This window comes from Chitinophaga sp. RCC_12 (assembly GCF_041360695.1).
Taxonomy (GTDB): Bacteria; Bacteroidota; Bacteroidia; order Chitinophagales; family Chitinophagaceae; genus Chitinophaga.
In genome coordinates this window covers 789,078-807,534 of sequence record NZ_JBFUPS010000003.1, presented here as the reverse complement: position 1 = coordinate 807,534, position 18,457 = coordinate 789,078, and the positions used below count along the sequence as shown (strand labels likewise).

14 protein-coding genes are annotated in these 18,457 nt (G+C 46.4%); 7 read left to right on the top strand and 7 right to left on the bottom strand.

Annotation, left to right across the window (positions count from 1 at the left end; translation table 11 throughout):
* Window positions 1–39: 39 nt before the first annotated feature.
* Both AB6805_RS12965 and AB6805_RS12960 read right to left on the bottom strand, forming a co-directional pair.
* Window positions 40–1,110: a UDP-glucose--hexose-1-phosphate uridylyltransferase gene (locus AB6805_RS12965; protein WP_370909840.1), complete on the bottom strand. Its 1,071-nt coding sequence runs from the start codon at window positions 1,108–1,110 to the stop codon at window positions 40–42.
* Between the two features lie 6 nt (window positions 1,111–1,116).
* Complete coding sequence (locus AB6805_RS12960; RefSeq protein ID WP_370909839.1) at window positions 1,117–3,324, bottom strand: alpha-galactosidase; 2,208 nt, start codon at window positions 3,322–3,324, stop codon at window positions 1,117–1,119.
* Between the two features lie 308 nt (window positions 3,325–3,632).
* On the opposite strand from AB6805_RS12960, the gene AB6805_RS12955 reads away from it, so the two are divergent.
* Window positions 3,633–3,809, top strand: a complete 177-nt coding sequence (locus AB6805_RS12955) for a hypothetical protein (RefSeq protein ID WP_370909838.1) — start codon at window positions 3,633–3,635, stop codon at window positions 3,807–3,809.
* Window positions 3,810–3,845: 36 nt separating this feature from the next.
* Here the strand turns inward: AB6805_RS12955 and AB6805_RS12950 are convergent, their stop codons facing one another.
* The 5 genes from AB6805_RS12950 to AB6805_RS12930 form a co-directional block, all read right to left on the bottom strand.
* A complete protein-coding gene (locus tag AB6805_RS12950) occupies window positions 3,846–4,190 on the bottom strand; it encodes a winged helix-turn-helix transcriptional regulator (RefSeq protein ID WP_370909837.1) in 345 nt (114 codons plus the stop codon).
* Window positions 4,191–4,260: 70 nt separating this feature from the next.
* Complete coding sequence (locus AB6805_RS12945) at window positions 4,261–4,896, bottom strand: DUF4142 domain-containing protein (protein WP_370909836.1); 636 nt, start codon at window positions 4,894–4,896, stop codon at window positions 4,261–4,263.
* Between the two features lie 60 nt (window positions 4,897–4,956).
* Window positions 4,957–7,125, bottom strand: a complete 2,169-nt coding sequence (locus tag AB6805_RS12940; protein WP_370909835.1) for a glycogen debranching N-terminal domain-containing protein — start codon at window positions 7,123–7,125, stop codon at window positions 4,957–4,959.
* 17 nt (window positions 7,126–7,142) lie between these two features.
* Window positions 7,143–8,219, bottom strand: a complete 1,077-nt coding sequence (locus AB6805_RS12935) for a glycosyltransferase family 4 protein (RefSeq protein WP_370909834.1) — start codon at window positions 8,217–8,219, stop codon at window positions 7,143–7,145.
* Window positions 8,220–8,302: 83 nt separating this feature from the next.
* Window positions 8,303–8,530, bottom strand: coding sequence for a dodecin family protein (locus AB6805_RS12930; RefSeq protein WP_370909833.1), 228 nt, complete (start codon window positions 8,528–8,530; stop codon window positions 8,303–8,305).
* A gap of 234 nt (window positions 8,531–8,764) precedes the next feature.
* On the opposite strand from AB6805_RS12930, the gene AB6805_RS12925 reads away from it, so the two are divergent.
* From AB6805_RS12925 to AB6805_RS12900, 6 genes are all read left to right on the top strand, one after another.
* Window positions 8,765–10,021, top strand: coding sequence for an erythromycin esterase family protein (locus AB6805_RS12925; RefSeq protein WP_370909832.1), 1,257 nt, complete (start codon window positions 8,765–8,767; stop codon window positions 10,019–10,021).
* Between the two features lie 232 nt (window positions 10,022–10,253).
* Window positions 10,254–10,856, top strand: coding sequence for an RNA polymerase sigma factor (locus AB6805_RS12920; protein WP_370909831.1), 603 nt, complete (start codon window positions 10,254–10,256; stop codon window positions 10,854–10,856).
* Between the two features lie 57 nt (window positions 10,857–10,913).
* Window positions 10,914–12,107: a FecR domain-containing protein gene (locus AB6805_RS12915; RefSeq protein ID WP_370909830.1), complete on the top strand. Its 1,194-nt coding sequence runs from the start codon at window positions 10,914–10,916 to the stop codon at window positions 12,105–12,107.
* 258 nt (window positions 12,108–12,365) lie between these two features.
* Window positions 12,366–15,950 (top strand): SusC/RagA family TonB-linked outer membrane protein, encoded by a 3,585-nt coding sequence (locus AB6805_RS12910; RefSeq protein WP_370909829.1) that lies wholly within the window; start codon window positions 12,366–12,368, stop codon window positions 15,948–15,950.
* Window positions 15,951–15,961: 11 nt separating this feature from the next.
* Window positions 15,962–17,386: a RagB/SusD family nutrient uptake outer membrane protein gene (locus AB6805_RS12905; RefSeq protein ID WP_370909828.1), complete on the top strand. Its 1,425-nt coding sequence runs from the start codon at window positions 15,962–15,964 to the stop codon at window positions 17,384–17,386.
* 26 nt (window positions 17,387–17,412) lie between these two features.
* On the top strand, window positions 17,413–18,339 hold the full coding sequence (locus AB6805_RS12900) for a hypothetical protein (RefSeq protein WP_370909827.1): 927 nt from the start codon (window positions 17,413–17,415) through the stop codon (window positions 18,337–18,339).
* Window positions 18,340–18,457 lie beyond the last annotated feature (118 nt).

Sequence of the window (18,457 nt, the reverse complement as noted above, 5' to 3'; positions counted from 1 at the left end):
ATCTGGAATTAAACTGTACTACACTATCCTACTAAGCTATTACGTTTTTTCAACACTTACAACTTTTTGCAGTGAATAGTGTGTTTCAGGCAGGGATTGTAACTTCCTGGCGGCCCATTCAGGCGTAATATCCCGTTGCGGACTGGCCAGCAGCTCATATCCTACCATAAACTTTTTTACGGATGCAGAACGCAACAGCGGCGGGTAAAAATGCATGTGCCAGTGCCATTCCGGATGATCCCCCGAATTTACGGGCGCCTGGTGCATACCAGCGGAGTAAGGGAAAGATGTTTCAAAAAGGTTATCATATTTTGTGGTTAATTTTTTTAAAATATCCGCCAGCGCAAGCTGCTCTTCTTCCGTAAAATGCATCAGATCCGGTACATGCCGTTTGCTGATGATCATGGTTTCAAAAGGCCAAACCGCCCAGAAGGGCACTAATGCCACGAAGTGATCATTCTCACAAACAATCCTTTCCTGTTTCTTTAACTCCAGGGCAACATAACTTTGCAGCAGGCTTTTGCCGGTAGCTTCATAATATTTTTCCTGGTGAGATGTTTCTTTGATCAGTTCCGCCGGCAAATCGCTGGTTGCCCAGATCTGTCCGTGTGGATGAGGGTTGCTGCACCCCATGATATCGCCTTTGTTCTCAAAAATCTGGATATACCTGATGGCGGGATCTGCGGAGAGCTGCCGGTATTCCTCCTGCCACAACCTGATCACTTTCCGGATGTCTGCTACTTCCAGCAATGGCAATGTGAGATCGTGCCGCGGAGAAAAACAGATCACGCGGCAGATGCCTTTCACGCCCCGTGCATGCAGTAAATCATCTGTTATTGCTACGCCTGCGGGCGTATCTGCCATCAATGCACCAAAATCATTGGTGAATGCAAAAGGCTCCGTGTAGGCCGGATTCAGGTCCCCGCCCATCCGGCTGTTGCCCGGACATAAATAACAGGAATCGTCGTACGCCGGCAGCGGGTCTTTGTTTACCTTTTCTACTTTGCCCTGCCATGGCCTCTTGGTACGGTGGGGCGATACTAATACCCACTCGCCCGTTAAAATGTTTAATCGCTGGTGTGGATGTTCTTCTAACAGGAAATTGTTCATAGATAATCAGGATACTTCGTTGATCTGGATAACCACGCTGGTTCTTTTAACATTCAGCTGCGGATTAAACCCGACGTTCATTAAAAATTCGCCGGTAAATATAGCATTATCCGGGATAGCTGTTGCTTCGCCGGGATAAAGATTAATTTCTTTCAGGCGGTATTTCCTTGCAGGGTCCAGGCCCTTCAACCGGATGGGAAATTTACTGCCTTCGCCATAGCGGTAATTGACCAGGTAGTTAAACAACACGCCGCTGGTTTTCTTTTCATCGAGATACATGACGGCTGCTACGCTGCCCTCGTGCGGATCTGCTAACCGGTACTGGTCGCCGTGCCAGATCACTTCTTTCAAAGCACTATAGTTGTTAATCGCCTCCTTGCAGAAAGCAAGATCTTTCTCTTTTAAATCTTTCACCACAATATCAAAACCCAGCTTGCCCATCATGGCTACATCCACCCTGAACTTAATTGGTTGTTTTCCCCAATCGGTTACGTGGTTGGCGCTGGCAATAGCCGGGTAGAAATAGGAATTTTCCCACTGGATGTAGATCCGCTCCAAAGGATCTGTATTATCGCTGGGCCAGTACTCCGTAAAATACTGCAACGCGGCATAGTCTACACGGCCGCCGCCACCGGAACAAAGCATCATCGACACCTTTGGATATTTGGCGCGTACCCTGCCCAGTACTTTATACAGGCCCCGCACATATTCCACGTACAACTGCGATTGCTGTTGCCGCTGGTAAGCCGACCATGCGTTGTAAATAACGGCATTGCAATCCCACTTGATATAAGATAATTTGGGCGCTTTTATGAACAACGAATCCACCACCTTAAACACAAAATCCTGCACCTGCGGATTACTTAAATCCAGCACCAGCTGGTTCCGGAAATAATGTTCTTCGCGGCCGGGTTGTCTTAACACCCAATCAGGGTGTATGGCATTCAGCTCACTCTTTGGATTCACCATTTCCGGCTCTATCCAGATACCAAATTTCACCCCGTTGAGCTGTGCCATGCTATCCAGTGCAGCGATGCCGTTAGGCAGTTTTTTGCGGTTCTCCTGCCAATCGCCCAGCCCTGCATGATCGCTGTTGCGCGGGAACTTATTCCCAAACCAGCCATCATCCAGCAGGAACAGGTCCACGCCCAGGTCTTTGGTATCTTTTAATAAACCTTTCAGTGCAAATTCATCGAAGTTGAAATAAGTGGCTTCCCAGTTATTTAATAACGTGAGCCGTTCTCCTTTTCCATCCGGTATTTTATAATTCCTCGCCCAGCTTTGCAGCTTACGGCTGGCATCTCCTTTACCTTTTGTGGAAAAGGTATAGAGGAACGGCGGTGTTTCAAAAGCAGTATTTGTTTTTAATACATAGGGAGATGCATAATTGTTGATCCCTGCTATGATCCGTAAGTTATCCAGGTTGTCAAGTTCCAGATCGATCCTGAAATTTCCGCTCCACTCCAGCGATCCGTATAACACGCTGCCCTGGTCTTCTGTAGCCGGTTGATCCAGCGACACCATAAATACCGGCGGCTGGAATAAATTGGCGCGGGTACCCAGTTTGGAGTCCAGCGTTTTAATGCCATGTGTAAGCGGAGTTTCCTCCGGCTGCATTTCTTTTGCCCAGTCGCCATGATACTGGCGGAGCCAGTAACGGGGGGCTTTGAGGTAAAGATTGGCAGATGCAAATTTCTGCAGGGTAACATTTCCCTTTTCCTGGTGCCTGATCACCGACCATTGTTCTATTACATCTTCTGCTTTATATACTTTATAATACAGTGTTACCTCAAACGGGTATACGGGGTCTTTCAGCAGGATGCTGATTTCTTCCACACCGGCTCCGCGGGCAATCACCTTATGACTTACATAACGCAGGTCCAGTGCATTGTTGCCATCGGCATGTGTTACTGCAATGGCGGGTTCCATCAGGTTTTTTGTGCCGGCGGCCGTATAAGCGGCATTGGATACTGTTGAATAATCTTCGCTTTGCTTGTATGCCAGCGGCGCCTGTTGGTATTCTGCCGCATTGGATAGCTTAGTGCCAAAGTAGATGGTTGACAGTTGTCCTTTTGCATCTACCTGCAATACCACGGCGTTGTTCTTTGATTCCACAGGTATCGTCAATGGCCTGGCATCCTGTGCGAATGCTTGTCCGCAGCAGCACATCGCCAATAACCAGATGCCCTGTTTCAAATGGAAGAATCGTGTCATGAAAAAAAATCTTTTTAAATTTATAGCTACAGGTCATTATGCGCAATATGGATAACGGGTTGCCCGCTATGGTAATCATTTTTTAATTTAAGCCGTAAATAGCATACGAATAGCGTGGAACAGTGTGGTAATCTCATCATTCATAACGTGCTTTCTTTAATCGATCTGTATCATTTATATCTGTTCTATACTATACTATTCTACAAATATAATTTCCGGTATCGAAACTTCCAAAAAAATCCCATGCCATCACCGGGATGAATATATTAGCCCCTATTACCGTATTTTTATTGCAGAAAGATATGCTTATGACAAACCGTTTCTCCGCAGCACTGGCTGCATTGTTGTTAACCACCAGCACATTAATGGCACAGCGTAATAAGCCCATAGACGCCATTAAAGCGGACGATATCAAAAAAGATCTGTACTACCTGGCCGACGACCACTTCACGGCCATGGAACCCAGCTTTCAGCTGGAAAGGTAAAATATAAGAAAGCAACTGCTTAGGGCAGTTGCTTTCTTATATTTTAATCTGCTCCTCCTTCATCAGGAACACGCCATAAGCATTCAATGCATCAATAACAGACAATGCGTGCCGGGCTCTTTCAGTGAGTGCATAATCCACTCGTGGAGGCTTCTCCTGGTATGCCTTCCGGGTGACCATCTTTTTTTCTTCGAGGTCGCGCAATTGCGTGATCAGCATTTTATCGGTGATATGCGGAATGGATTTTTTCAGATCACCATATCTTACAGGTCCTTCCTGCAACGCCACCAGGATAGGAATTTTCCAGGTGCCACCGATATAATTCATCGCAAATTCAACAGGACTATAATACAGCCTGTTCTGATGCCGGAAATCTTTCATGCCGGAAATTTACTCACGGATTCCCGTTTTTTTGCCTTTACATACCAAAAAGTATATAACAAGGCTACTTCTATTCGTAAGGTGGCGGGCCAACCGGTATCTCCTTAATACCTAACCGCTTCTGTAACTGCTGCACAGAGTCGAGATGCGCATATAACATCGGCAGATTGGCCGCCGCAAATGATTTTATATCGCTGTCTGTTGCATTCTTTGCTGCCCGTTGAAATTGCCGGATGTCTTTTTTATGGTCGCTGAGCATCGCATTTACATAAGCCCTGTCGAATTCGTCTCCCTTCTTTTTCCCTAGCCGGTCTTTTTCCTTTTGCTGGGAATTTGAGATAGAATCCGGCAAGGTTATTTTTTTGGAGGCCGCTAATGCCTTTATTTGCGCTCCACCGCCGCTGTGATCTTTCACCATCAGAGCACCGAAATCCTTCACCTGTTGGTTCCGGGAATTTGTTTGTGCCAACTGTCCCAGTTGCACTTCCATCATTCCCCCACTGGCTGCTTCCACCACGAAATCAGCATCTGCCTGCGACAAAACCACTGATACCGAGTCCGAGGACTTGTTGTTCATAATCTGGCTGTCGATCCGTTCACTATTGGCTTCTTTGGCCTTCTTCTCACTATCTGCAGACCTGTTGTTACAGCTCCATAAAAGGAATACCAATGGCAACGTATAATAAACGAAAAGTGAGTTTTTCATAATACCCTCCTTTTTCGAAGAAACGCCCAAAACATATGCCACGCGCTTCAAAACAGGTGTTTATTTCTTTATGATCACCGACCAGTCGTCTGGTTTTTGCAGCAGGTTGAAACCGACGTCTGTATGTAGGCGGGTCAGGTTAAGATGACAGAGGCTGTCACCCAGGATGAGGTTGGAAATATACACCTGCTCCAGGTAAGTGGGCAGCAACGGTTTTTCAAACGTAACAGTTTTTGTAACCGCGTTTATGTGTACCCGGAAACATGCCTGCAACAACATAAAGACTGCGGCCACCGACCAGGCCTGCGGCGAGCAGGCAACAGGATAAGCAGTAGGCCCCTCTCCCCTGCGGCGGTCCAGTCCGCAAAACAGCTCCGGCAAACGTTGCAACTCAATAAATAAACCCGCATCAAACATGCCCTGCATTATTTTTAACACCTGTTGCTCAAAGCCGTACAACGATAAACCATAAGCAATCATGGCATTATCATGCGGCCATATAGAGCCGTTGTGGTACGACATGGGGTTATATCGCTTCTCAACGGCACTCAGCGTGCGGATGCCCCAGCCCGTAAACATATTATTGCTCAGCAGGGTATCGGCCAGCGTTCGTGCATGCTCTTCCGTAGCTATTTGTGTAAAAAGACAATGGCCCGCATTGGAGCTGACCACCCGGCACGGACGTTTATTATTATCCAATGCCAGCACAAAGCAATTCAGCTGGTCGTCCCAGAATTGTTCGTTGAACTTCTGCTTCAGTAGTGCCGCTTCCTTCTCCAGCTGGCCGGCAAGCGACAGTTCATCACGGACGACCGCGAGCTTTGCCGCGTGTTTTTTTGCCGCGTATACGTAACCCTGCACCTCACAAAGCGCAATGGTGGGTTCGGCCAGTTCCCCATCTTCATACATAATAGAATCAAAGGAATCTTTCCAGCCCTGGTTGGTCAAGCCGTTCCTGGCTTTGTGCTTATACTCTACCCATCCATCGCCGTCGATATCACCATAATGATCTATCCAAAATAATGCAGCCGTGATATGTGGCCATAACTGTTTAATGGTATCTGCATCAGCGGTGCGTTCATAATACATCCCCGCCAGCATAATAAAAAGCGGCGTGGCATCTATGGTGCCGTAGTACTCTTTAAACGGCACTTCGCCTGTGTTGGCCATTTCCCCGTTACGTGTTTCATGCATGATCTTGCCCGGCTCCGCATCTTTCTCCGGTATGAATTCAGTAGCCTGTTTGCTGGCAAGGAACAACAATACATCCCTGCCGATAGCGGGAGCCAGCCATAACAATTCCATTGCAGTGATGATGCCATCGCGGCCAAAAGCCGTATTATACCAGGGAACGCCAGCGTAAGGATAATAACCGGACTCCGTACGCGTCAATAATGAAAGAATATCTGCCATCGACCGGTTGATCCAGTGATTGAACTGGGTATTGGAGGTGTAAATGCTGGCAAACAGGCGGCGGGTGCTGCTCAATTCCTCATTGGTTGTTTCCTGTGCCAGCTGAAAATCGATATCCATATTTTTTTCCTGATCCGTTTTCAGATAAATAGTGTAGCTGATAACAGCCTGCTCTGCGGGTTGAAGCATCACCGTGAAATGTACCGTATCCCGGATAACATAAAAGTCGGCAGTACTGCTGATCACGATCGTTGTTTCGCGCGCTACGTTATCCAATCCCATGTACTGAAAGCTGAGGCGGTCGCCTTCTTTCTTTAATTTTACAGGGGGAACTTTTACCTCCCGCTGAATGCCTCGCACTTCAAAGATGTCCCTGAAATCTGCACCAAAAGACAGGGAAAGATCAAACTGGCAGGGCTGATCACCAAAATACCTGCACTGTAGTTCCTCCAAAAAAACCTTGTTCCGGATCAGTTGCGTGCGGGAAATGTGCACAGTATTTTCGGCTACTTTTCCTTCTGAAAGCACCGGGTTGGTGAGGTCAACGGACAAAATTTCGTTATCTTCTTTAATAGCATTGCTCAATAGCAAAGGCTTTTTACCATCTATAGCCAGATTTAATTTATTTAAAAACCGGGTGCCATCATGATAAACCCCCTGCACCATTTTACCACCGGGAGAAATATTACCCAACTGGTCGAAAAGGCCAAACGTATTACAGTGATTGAGTACCTTATTCCGCTCATCTATATTAATTACATCAGCTGATATATGAAATTTGATTTCTTCTTCAGTTGGATGAATAATATTTCCCATAGTACTGTTTTTATAGTTTACAATACCTGTTGTTGCTCCATTAAAAGATCCAACGGCATATTGTTACGTTTACCTGCGATAATCAACTCGTATAATTGCACATAATCTGTTGCCATCCTGTTTGCAGTAAACCTTTCTTCAAAAACACGGCGAACTTCCCTGCGCGATAAACGATTAATTGCTGAAACGGCGTGCAGTGCTTCCTCCTGCGTTTCCACCATAAAACCACTGACCCCGTTTTTGATGACTTCAGGTACAGATCCTTTTTTAAATGCAATCACAGGAGTACCGCAGCTCATCGCCTCTATCATCACCAGTCCGAAAGGTTCTATCCAATCAATGGGAAACAGCAACGCCATCGCATTTCCTAAAAAGGAAGTTTTCTGTTCCTCGTTAATTTCCCCCACATACTCGATTAGTGGATGCGATAACAGGTGTTCAATATTTTCTTTATAATACTGTTGGTCTTCCCGGTCAACCTTGGCCGCTATTTGCAACGGGCAATTTGCCTGGATGGCAATTTCAATAGCTTTGTCCACCCCCTTTTCAGGAGAAATCCTCCCGATAAAAGCCAGGTATTTACCTGCCTCTTCCTGTAATGAATGCAGATGAGCAGGCAACCCGTGATGCACCGTACCTATCCAGTTAGCTGCCGGCAAAGGCAGGCGCTGGTTATCGGAAACAGAGATCACCGGCTGCTGCGGGAACATACGGTAAACAGATTGCAGATCGGGAATATCAAGCCGCCCGTGTAATGTGGTAACACAAGGCGTACTGCAATGTGCACTAAATGGAAAATGCAGGTAGTCGGTATGAAAATGTATGATATCAAATTGATCTGCCCGCCGGATCACTTCTTCCATTTGCACAATATGATACGCCAGCGGATCAGTACAGTTACCATTTAACCGCAGCGACTGGCCAACTGTAGCAACCAGTTCAGCATTTGTAACAGAATCTCCTGAAGCAAACAAAGTAACCTCGTGTCCTTCCTTCACCAGCTCCTCCGTCAGGTAATAAATCACCCTCTCTGTACCGCCGTACAAAGAGGGTGGCACTGCTTCGAATAATGGAGCTACTTGTGCTATTCTCATAAATTAATTCCATTTGATTCATCATTGTAAAAACAAGAGATGTGCCATTTGGAATTATAATTTTATGAGACCGGATGAAAGACCTACGCCGTTTTTTGATTCCGTTCTTCTTCATCTATCCGGAAAGATACCTTACAGATCAATCCATAAGTAGTTATCTTCCCGTCTTTTACATGCACTTTAATATCTTTTACAAAAACCGAATCAATATTATGGATTGTTTTTGATACTTCTGTTACCGCATTACTGATAGCATCTTCAATGCTTTTTTCAGAAGAAGAAATGATTTCAATTACTTTTACAATAGCCATAAAATTATCTTTAAGATGTGAAGGAAATTGTTTTTTGTTCCCTTCCGCGGCACAAAAACCCGGCCACCCATGCCAATTTATCTGCTATAAAAAAATTAATGATCACGTTTGAATCAGCTACACGAACGGCTCCAGCTGCTATGGGAAAAATCTGCTACAGCAGTGATGAGCAATTAATACCTCCACAGATGAGCAGGGGTATAATAATTGTGGCGGAGCAGGTAAAAGACGTTTATGCACACGTTAAATGACAGCGCCGGTTTACAGGCCCTGATGAATGATATCGCTGACAGGCGTATCGTTATGCTGGGAGAAGCATCGCATGGCACGCATGAGTACTACACCTGGCGAACTGCCATCACCCAAAAGCTGATACAGGAAAAGCGTTTCCGGTTTATTGCTGTAGAAGGCGACTGGCCGGATTGCTACCTGATTAACCGTTATGTAAAAGGTTATAACGATGCCGGCAAAAACATCACAGATATCCTGAAAACCTTTGATCGCTGGCCTACCTGGATGTGGGCCAATTGGGAAATTGCGGCCCTGGCCGAATGGCTGAGAGAATATAACAGTAGCCTGTCACTAACGGAAAAAGTTGGTTTTTATGGACTGGATGTTTACAGTTTATGGGATTCCATGCAGGCAATGATCAACTATCTGCAAAAGGAAGATCAGCAGGCGGCGCAGTTTGTAAAAAAGGCGATCTCTTGTTTTGAGCCGTTTAATCAGGATGAACAGCAGTATGCACGCTACTCGCTTAACAGGCATCATTGCAGGGATGAGGTGCTGGCACTGTTAAAGGAAATAAGATTAAGGGCTCAGTACCTTGATGGCGACAGGGAAGCTGGTTTTAATACAGAACAAAATGCGCTGGTAGCAGTGAACGCAGAAAGGTATTACCGCAGTATGATGGAGTTTGATAACAACAGCTGGAACATTCGGGACCGTCATATGATGGAAACACTGGAGCGGTTATTACTGTTCCATGGCTCCGGCGCAAAATGTGTTGTGTGGGAACACAATACCCATATCGGGGATGCGCGTGCCACTGACATGGCTGCAGCTGGCATGGTGAACACCGGTCAGCTGGCAAGGGAAACATACGGTGATGACAATGTATACCTGGCTGGCTTCGGCTGCTATAAAGGATCGGTGATAGCAGGAGACGAATGGGGAGCACCCATGCAGGAAATGGAAGTACCGGCGGCCAGGGAAGATAGTATTGAAGCTTATCTTCATGATAGGACCGGTAACAACAGTTATATGCTGTTTCATGAAGAGCCGGATGTAATATACCGCACCCGTACCGGGCATCGCGCTATTGGCGTAGTGTATGACCCCGGCAGGGAGTGGGCCGGCAACTATGTGCCCTCTATCTTATCAAAACGCTATGATGCTTTTATCTACCTGGATGAAACTACGGCGTTGCATCCACTGCATATGCAACCACATGATGAAAAGATACCGGAAACTTATCCGTTTGGTATGTAAAACTGTAGTTGCCTGCCTCTGGTATAGAAGATCTATGGCTAATTTTCATAAACGCAGCGTTTCTTCCCTGATATTTTTTCTGAAAAATACCCACGTGAAAACAACCAGCCTCAATACGGTTTATGGATTCATAATTCATAACCTATTAGTTTTCAATTATTTAAACACACCCCTTTTTCCTTGGGAATTTTTGCTCTAGTTTGTGCTTCCAAACATGAACATAAAATAAGCATTGTCAAGTAAGCAAGCATACGGGGAAATTGAGCTGATATCTTCTTTTCAGCAGGGCGAACACAAAGCACTGCATCAAATTTATGCGCTATACCAGCGGCCACTCTGCTTTTTTACGGAACAGCTGACTTCCGATACAATGGCCGCAGAAGATATTGTTTCTGAATGCTTCATCCAGGCATTTCAAAAAAAAGAGGACTTTCCTACACTCGGGCAACTCAAAGCTTTCCTGTTCACCGCAGCAAGGAATGCGGCCCTCAATTATCTCAAAGCGCAAAAACGACACGGTGATATCCACCAGTCGATAGAAAGGAACGCCGACCGCTTTTCCATAGATGTTGAAAAAGCCTATATAAAAACGGAGGTCACCCAGGCTATTTTTCTTGAAATTGAAAAACTGCCGCCACAATGCCGGCAGGTAGTCCGCCTTTCCGTTATCGACGGGAAAAAGCCACAGGAAATAGCCGACGAACTCAATATGGCCTATCAGACCGTTCTGAACCAAAAAGCAAAAGGTGTGGGATTATTGCGTACCGCCCTTTTAAAAAATGAGTTGATATCCCTGCCAGTCCTCGTTTCCGCGCTGTTAATGCTGCAGCGGTAATTTTTTTTTGAAAAGGGCGGTATAAAAAGAGGAGTTAGTTGTTTTAGTAGTATCGACATGACTGAGAACAATCATTACATAGCCGGCCTGATTGGCAAATACCTGGACAATAGTCTGAATGCTGACGAGAAGATGGCGTTAACGGAATGGATCAACGCCTCCGACGATAACCGTCGTCTTTTTGCGGAATTAAGCGATCAGCAACAGCTGGTGGCAAATCTTCAGCGGTTTTATGCCTATGATACTGACAGGATTTCCAGGAAGATCAGTGAACAGATTCCCGGATTTGACCAACCTGTTATGACGCCGGTTCACCGGGTTCATTTTATCCGCAGATGGGGCTGGGCCGCTGCTGCGGCACTGTTGCTTGCAGGAAGTACCTACCTGCTGGTAATGAATAAAAAAGATCAGTCACCCACCATCGCATCCCGTGTAGCGGATATCACTCCCGGCAGCCAGGGCGCCATACTTACCCTGGCCGACGGACGGCAGGTAGTGCTGGATAGCCTGACCAGCGGGGTTGTTGCCCAACAGAGCGGCAGCTCCATCGTACTGTCAGATGGTAAACTTAAATATGATCCTTCCGGGGAAGCCGTCTCCGACATTCAATATAACAAAATGACCACGCCTAAGGGGCGGCAATTTCAGCTGACCTTACCTGATGGAACAAAGGTGTGGTTAAATGCAGCCAGCTCTATCCGCTACCCTACGGTGTTTGCCGGTAAGGAACGAAAAGTGGAGATATACGGGGAGGCCTGTTTCGAAGTAGCAAAAGATGCCAATAAACCTTTCCTGGTGAATGTAAATAATAAAGCTTCCATAGAAGTACTGGGCACGTTGTTTAACGTAAACGCCTACGAAAATGAAAAAACGATCAATACTACATTGCTCGATGGAAGCGTAAAAGTGATCAATGAACCTGCCAGCGTAATCCTCAAACCTGGCCAGCAGGCACAGATCAGCAACATTCCGGGAGGAAAAATAGCTATAGTAAACAAACCGGACATTGAAAAAATAATGGCCTGGAAAAGCGGCCTGTTCAACTTTGAAGGCGCTAATCTTGAAGAAGTAATGCGACAGCTGGAACGCTGGTACAATATAGATGTAGTTTATGAAAATGGTATACCGGATATACAATTCATGGGAGAAATGAGCAGACAAATTTCATTAACGGACCTGCTGGAAATATTAAGGAGAACAGAAGTGGACTTTAGAGTAGAAGGACGCAAATTGATTGTGCTGAATAAATAAGTATCAGTTACACTGCACCGGGAATCACAGAAGGGGCCTGCATGGCCCGGCCTGACTATGTTATTTAACAAGCCAACCATTAAAAAACCGTCACGGATTGCGGCCGTGACGGTGTATTTGACTCAGTTGGTTTCTAAACGGTTTATTGCAATTCACATTTATTAACAACCAAATCTCATGCAATTTATGCAAAAAAAATGCTATTGGCCGCCGGATCGCCGGGGAAAAAACACGGGCCTAACCAAAATCTTTCTGGTAATGAGACTTACTGTCATTCTATTAACAGCCGCCATCTTTCAGGCAAGTGCCTCAGGTCACGCACAAACCGTTACCCTGTCGGGTAAAGCCATCCCTATCAAACAAGTATTTAGTGCTATTAAGCAACAAACCGGGTACGTAGTTTTCAGTAATAATAACACGATCAATGACGCAAGGAATGTATCGCTTTCTGTACGGGATATGCCCCTGAAAGACTTGCTGAATGAAGTATTGAAAGACTTACCCGTTACCTACGTGATCAAGGACAAAACGATTGTACTGTCCCGCAAAACAATACCAGCCGGTGATATCCTGGCTCCTCCCAATACGATTACCGGCACCATCCGGTCTTCCACCGGTGAACTATTGCCAGGCGTATCTGTCCGGATAAAAAATACGGTCAACGGCACCATCACCGGTTCCGACGGGTCCTTCTTCTTTAACCGTCCGCCTGAAAACGCCGTATTCGTGATCAGCATGCTGGGGTATGAAACCCTGGAAATCGCTGTTATCAAGGGCGACAACGGCTATACCGCCAATACACTGGATAAAGCACAATCGAAGTCGCTGCTGGTGAAAGAAGGAGCCAACCTCCTGCTGAACATTACGCTGAACAGGAAAGACCTGGAAATGAACGACGTGGTGATCACCGGGTATATGAACGTGAATAAAAAGAACTACGTAGGTTCCGTTTATTCTGTAAAAGCAGATGATATCAAGATCGCCGGTGAAACCAGCATTGATCAGATGTTACAGGGCGTTGTACCGGGCATGTCTGTTATCACGCAATCAGGACAGGTAGGATCCACGCCAAAGATCCGTATCCGCGGTACCTCCACCATCCTGGGCAACCAGGAACCGGTTTGGGTAGTAGATGGCGTAATCCAGCGCGATCCCCTGCCAATGGTTAATGGTAGCGGCTCACTGGCAGGAGATATGAGCGAACTGCGACTGATTGCCTCCAATGCCATTTCGTGGCTCAATCCAAACGATATTGAAACCATCACCGTTTTAAAAGATGCTTCGGCCACCGCTATTTATGGTTCACAGGCAGCCAACGGCGTGATTGTACTCACCACGAAAAAAGCACGTCCCGGCCAGTTATCAGTGTCTTATAGCTCCAATCTCACGGTGGGTCAGAAACCTACCTACGGTGACTTTGACCTGATGAACTCCCAGGAACTGATGCAGTTTTCGAAAGAAGTATACGAAGCCCGCGACAGCTATACTGCTGAAGTATTGCCGATTGGTTATGCCGCATTGATCCAGCAGTTACAGAGAAAAGAGATCGATTATGCCACTTATATGGAACGCTACCGCAAGCTGGAAAACCAAAATACCGACTGGTTCTCGCTCCTGTTCCGTAACCCGTTCAGTCAGAATCATAGCCTGAGCATCTCCGGCGGTACCGAGAAGATCTCCAACAGAACTTCCTTCAGTCTTCAGCAGCAGAATGGAGAAGCCAAAGGAAATGATCTTACTTCTTTCGCGGCTTCTTCCAATACCACCCTGCGGTTTGGAAAACGGTTAACCGTAAACCTGATGCTGAACGGCAGCCGGCGGGAAACAAATGGTTTTTCATATGAAGTAGATCCGTTCAACTATGCTTATAATACTGCCAGAACCATTCCCATGTATAATGATGACGGATCCCTTTTCTACCATGAGAAAAGAGGAGAATCCAGCACCGTTTTCCCCGGCAACAACAGCTACCGGTATAACATTCAGAATGAAATTAATAATACAGGAAATAAAAATGTTACCAATAACCTCGCATCTACTGTAGATGTAAACCTGCAGTTAACAAAGGACCTGCAATACCAGGGACTGTTATCTTACACCCTTACCAATTCCAGCGTAAAATCCTACGCAACGGAATTATCTTACTTTATCACCCAAACAAGAGGATATGAGTTCGGCAGCGTACTGTCCAACTCTCCCCAGGAACTGGCCAGCCGCCTGCCTTTCGGAGGACTTGCACAACTGCAGAACGCCGACAACAGTGGCTATACCTGGAGAAACAGCCTGGTATATAACCACTTATTTGCTACCCGCCATGCCGTGACCCTTCAGGCTGGAATGGAAGCCAGATCCGCATTAATGCAGGGTAATACCGATAGCCGTTATGGTTATCTACGGTATCGGGGGGAAAGCTATGCACCTGTTCCGGTAATGCCCGCGATGATCTCCGCCAATGGCGACAACCTGCTTGATCTCATGCGTACAAATTCAGGAATCGTCAATCAAAAAAGCAATTTCCTGAGTGAGTACTTCTCTGCGGTATATGCTTTTGATCAGCGATTCATCTTCAATTTTAACGCAAGACTGGATGCCTCCAACCGTTTCGGGCAGGATAAAAACAAGAAATTCCAGCCAACCTGGTCGTTTGGTGGAAAGTGGCGCGTTGCGAACGAAAAAATCCTGAGCTCAGTGAAATGGCTGAACGCACTTGACCTGTCTGCCACTTACGGCTACCAGGGAAATGCAGTGGAAGCGGTATCTCCTTACCTGATTGCCACCGACGGAGGACTTAGCAATGTATTCAAACAATATGTCCTCAACATCAAATCGCTGCCTTATCCTGAACTGGGTTGGGAGAAAACAAAAACATGGAACTTCGGACTGGACCTGGCAATGTTTAACGGCCGCCTGAGCGCCACCGCCAACTGGTACAAAAAAAGCAGCAATATCCTGGCTTCACGTGACGTACCCATTGAAAATGGGATGAACTCCGCTACCGTATTTGGTTCCCTGATGGAAAACACCGGGTACGACCTGATCATCAGCGTAGTGCCGGTGCGTACGAAAGACTTCATGTGGCAGTTTTCTGTGAATACCGGTCTTGCCCGGAACGTGCTGAAACAAAACGAAAGGATCAATACAAGAGAGGATTATCTGAATGGAACTGCTATTGTGAACGGACAGGCCTACTCCACCTTTTATTCCTATGCCTATGCAGGTTTAAATCCAGCCAATGGTGTGCCTCTCTTCAAAAACATGGATATTAAACCTACTGCCAATGACCTGGAATATCTCGTTAAATCCGGTAAGCTGGATCCCGATTTTTCCGGCGGATTCAATACGATGGTGCGATATAAAAACCTTTCGTTAAGCGCACAGTTTGCCATGGCATTTGGAAATCAAAAAAGACTGCCGGTGTTCTACAATTCTTCCGGGGCGCCTACTCCTGAACAGAATGCACCGAGAATCCTGAAGGACCGCTGGAAACAGCCAGGCGATGAGCAGCATACAAATATCCCTGCTGTTCCACCCGGTAATCCCCGCAGGATAGAGTTCTACCTGCCAACGATAGCGTCAAACAGGGTAACGCCATACGACCTGTATAACCAGTCCGATTATATGGTGGCAGATGCTGATTTTATCCGTTGCCGGCAGATTGCATTGAACTATGAGTTTACACAGGACCTGCTGAAAAAGCTACACATCAAACGCCTGAGTACATCCCTCAGCATGACCAACCCATTCCTGGTAACTTTTGACGACGCATGGAGAGGTTACGATCCGGAAACAAACGGATGGCCTGCCCGCAGAACAACGTCCTTATCTTTTAATATGACTTTCTAATATTGAAGCGCATGAAATATAAGTTATTTGCTGTTTTCTTTGTCTTCACGGTGCTGACATCCAGCTGCACCAAATTCCTGGAAGAACAATCACAGAGCGAGATCATTCCTAAAACGGCTACCGACTTCCGGGAGCTGTTGATGGGATCAGGTTATATGGGAAATCAGGAGCCAACAGATTTTCTTTCCCGCATGGACGACGATGTGGACCTTAATATTGAATGGGGCGCCGGTACCCCTTACACCATCGTAGGTACCGCTACGGTTAAAACAGATTACCTGTTTTATACCTGGCAGCCCCAGTTGGCCGACAGGAACGGGTTAGGAGATCTTATCAGTGAAGATCCCGCGTCTACCGCCTATTACTATTTTTATGAGAAGATAATGGGATGTAACGCCGTACTGGATAATATCAATACCGCTATCGGCAGCCAGCAGGATAAAGACAGGGTAAAAGCCGAAGCCCTGGCGATGCGGTCGTTCTATTATTTCCGGCTGGTAAATCTCTATGGAGCACCTTACAACAACAATCCACAGGCGCTTTCCATTCCTTTAAAGCTGAACTCCAATGTTACAGCCGAATACACGGAGCAGTCGACAGTGGCTAAGGTATATGAGCAAATTGTCAACGACCTGAAAGAGGCCGCCACGCTGATGGATCCGCTGCCTGTTGCGCGCAGGGATTTTCACATCAATCAACCAGCTATTCACATTCTTTTGTCCAGGGTATATCTCTATATGGAAAAATGGGAAGAGTGCGTAGCAGAAGCCAGTAAAGTTTTTGAACAGTCGTCAGTACTGATGAACATGACCGGCATCACCACTGGTTACTGGCTCACCTATACCAACCCTGAAGTAGAATGGATGTTTGGTGCAAAACCGCAAGGGGGCGACCAAACCGCCTTTATTCCTTCTCCGGATCTCCTGTCAGTTTTTGATCAGAACAATGATGTGCGTCTAAAATATGGTATAACAAATTCAGGTGGCACACCGCTCATCACGAAGTATACCATCATAAACGGAGAACTGAGCCAATGCATTCGTACAGCAGAAGCAGTGTTAAACAGGGCGGAGGCAAACGTGCAGCTCGGAAAACTGCCTGCTGCCATGAAAGACCTGAATGACCTGCGCCGTACACGCATCATTGGTTACACAGATGAAAATATTGGCGACAAGGCAGCACTGTTGCAGGCAGTCCGGGTAGAGCGCCGTAAGGAGTTTTTCCTGGAAGGATTCCGCTGGTTTGATCTCCGGCGCTATGGCATGCCTGCCATTACACACCGGTATCAGCATGAGCCGGGGGAAGCGGTATTGCATTACACCCTGAAGGAAAAAGATCCGATGTACACGCTGCCTCTTCCCAATAGCATACTGCAGAGAAACCAGGCACTGAAACAAAATCCATCCGGCACTATGCCCGACAGGATTGGCCAGTAATGTTTAACAAGCAATAACATCATAACATGAAGCATATATTTCTAATCGGCTGCATCTCCAGCATATTACTATTTTCCTGTGCGAAGGATACTGAAATCGGCGCACCAACGCCGATCGGACCTGATTATGTTTTACCGCAGGGTAACGCCCCTAAAGAGGCAAATGATAAAATTCAACAGCTCTATAACAACTACGGATCTTACTTCCTGTATGTGTTTACACAAAAGGATTTTGAATGGATGCAGGCAGCCGGCGGCAGCGCATCAAAGATCGATACAGCGGTATTGGGCAACCCGGCCTATACCGGTGATATGCTGAACTTCCTGAACGACGTGTGGTTGAAGTTCCTGCCGGATGATTTCAAGAAAAACCAGGGGATTCCTTACCGCGTTCTCATGGCAGATACCATCAAACAATACAGGACCGGGTATCCCCCCGGCAGGGAATACCTCTACTTCGATTACAAAATAGTGGGTAAATCCATCACTTTCGCCGGCATGAACGCATCACTGCGTACCATGACCCCGGCTCAAAAGGTGGACAAAAAGAATGTTCTGACAAGCGCTATCTGGAACTATTATATCAGTAATAATATTCTTGATATTCCGGCAGCATTCTACACGGTCAGCAATTATGCGGCAGAAGCAGCACCCACAGCGCCGTTGTCCATTCCTGCCTACCTGGAAGCCTTTCGCAGCAGGGGCTTTTTACCAACCAGCTATGATGCCCTCAGCGGCAGAATAGGCGAATGGTATTATGGCACCTATTCCTGGGGAACGGCCAAATCAAATGATATGACGTCATTTATCATGCATATTACAACCCGGACGGATGCGCAAATGCAGCCTTACCTGCAGTATCCGCTCATAAAACAGAAGTTTGATATCCTGGTGGATTATTACAAAACAAAATATCATATAGATGTGCGTGCTATCGCCAACGCCACCTACTGATGTATAACCTTTCCTTTCGTCCGGGGCTTCGTCCCCGGCGAAAGGTATCTTTCAGCAGCACATCTTCATAAAAAATATTCAAATGCAATAACTGTGTAAGCAAAAGCTTACGCCTGCT

What these genes read in the sequence shown, in the direction of transcription:
- AB6805_RS12910 (WP_370909829.1), top strand. Translation starts at nt 12,366, where the DNA reads ATGAGACTTACTGTCATTCTATTAACAGCCGCCATCTTTCAGGCAAGT.
- AB6805_RS12965 (WP_370909840.1), bottom strand. Translation starts at nt 1,110, where the DNA reads ATGAACAATTTCCTGTTAGAAGAACATCCACACCAGCGATTAAACATT.
- AB6805_RS12930 (WP_370909833.1), bottom strand. Translation starts at nt 8,530, where the DNA reads ATGGCTATTGTAAAAGTAATTGAAATCATTTCTTCTTCTGAAAAAAGC.
- AB6805_RS12905 (WP_370909828.1), top strand. Translation starts at nt 15,962, where the DNA reads ATGAAATATAAGTTATTTGCTGTTTTCTTTGTCTTCACGGTGCTGACA.
- AB6805_RS12925 (WP_370909832.1), top strand. Translation starts at nt 8,765, where the DNA reads ATGCACACGTTAAATGACAGCGCCGGTTTACAGGCCCTGATGAATGAT.
- AB6805_RS12900 (WP_370909827.1), top strand. Translation starts at nt 17,413, where the DNA reads ATGAAGCATATATTTCTAATCGGCTGCATCTCCAGCATATTACTATTT.
- AB6805_RS12935 (WP_370909834.1), bottom strand. Translation starts at nt 8,219, where the DNA reads ATGAGAATAGCACAAGTAGCTCCATTATTCGAAGCAGTGCCACCCTCT.
- AB6805_RS12940 (WP_370909835.1), bottom strand. Translation starts at nt 7,125, where the DNA reads ATGGGAAATATTATTCATCCAACTGAAGAAGAAATCAAATTTCATATA.
- AB6805_RS12915 (WP_370909830.1), top strand. Translation starts at nt 10,914, where the DNA reads ATGACTGAGAACAATCATTACATAGCCGGCCTGATTGGCAAATACCTG.
- AB6805_RS12950 (WP_370909837.1), bottom strand. Translation starts at nt 4,190, where the DNA reads ATGAAAGATTTCCGGCATCAGAACAGGCTGTATTATAGTCCTGTTGAA.
- AB6805_RS12945 (WP_370909836.1), bottom strand. Translation starts at nt 4,896, where the DNA reads ATGAAAAACTCACTTTTCGTTTATTATACGTTGCCATTGGTATTCCTT.
- AB6805_RS12955 (WP_370909838.1), top strand. Translation starts at nt 3,633, where the DNA reads ATGACAAACCGTTTCTCCGCAGCACTGGCTGCATTGTTGTTAACCACC.
- AB6805_RS12960 (WP_370909839.1), bottom strand. Translation starts at nt 3,324, where the DNA reads ATGACACGATTCTTCCATTTGAAACAGGGCATCTGGTTATTGGCGATG.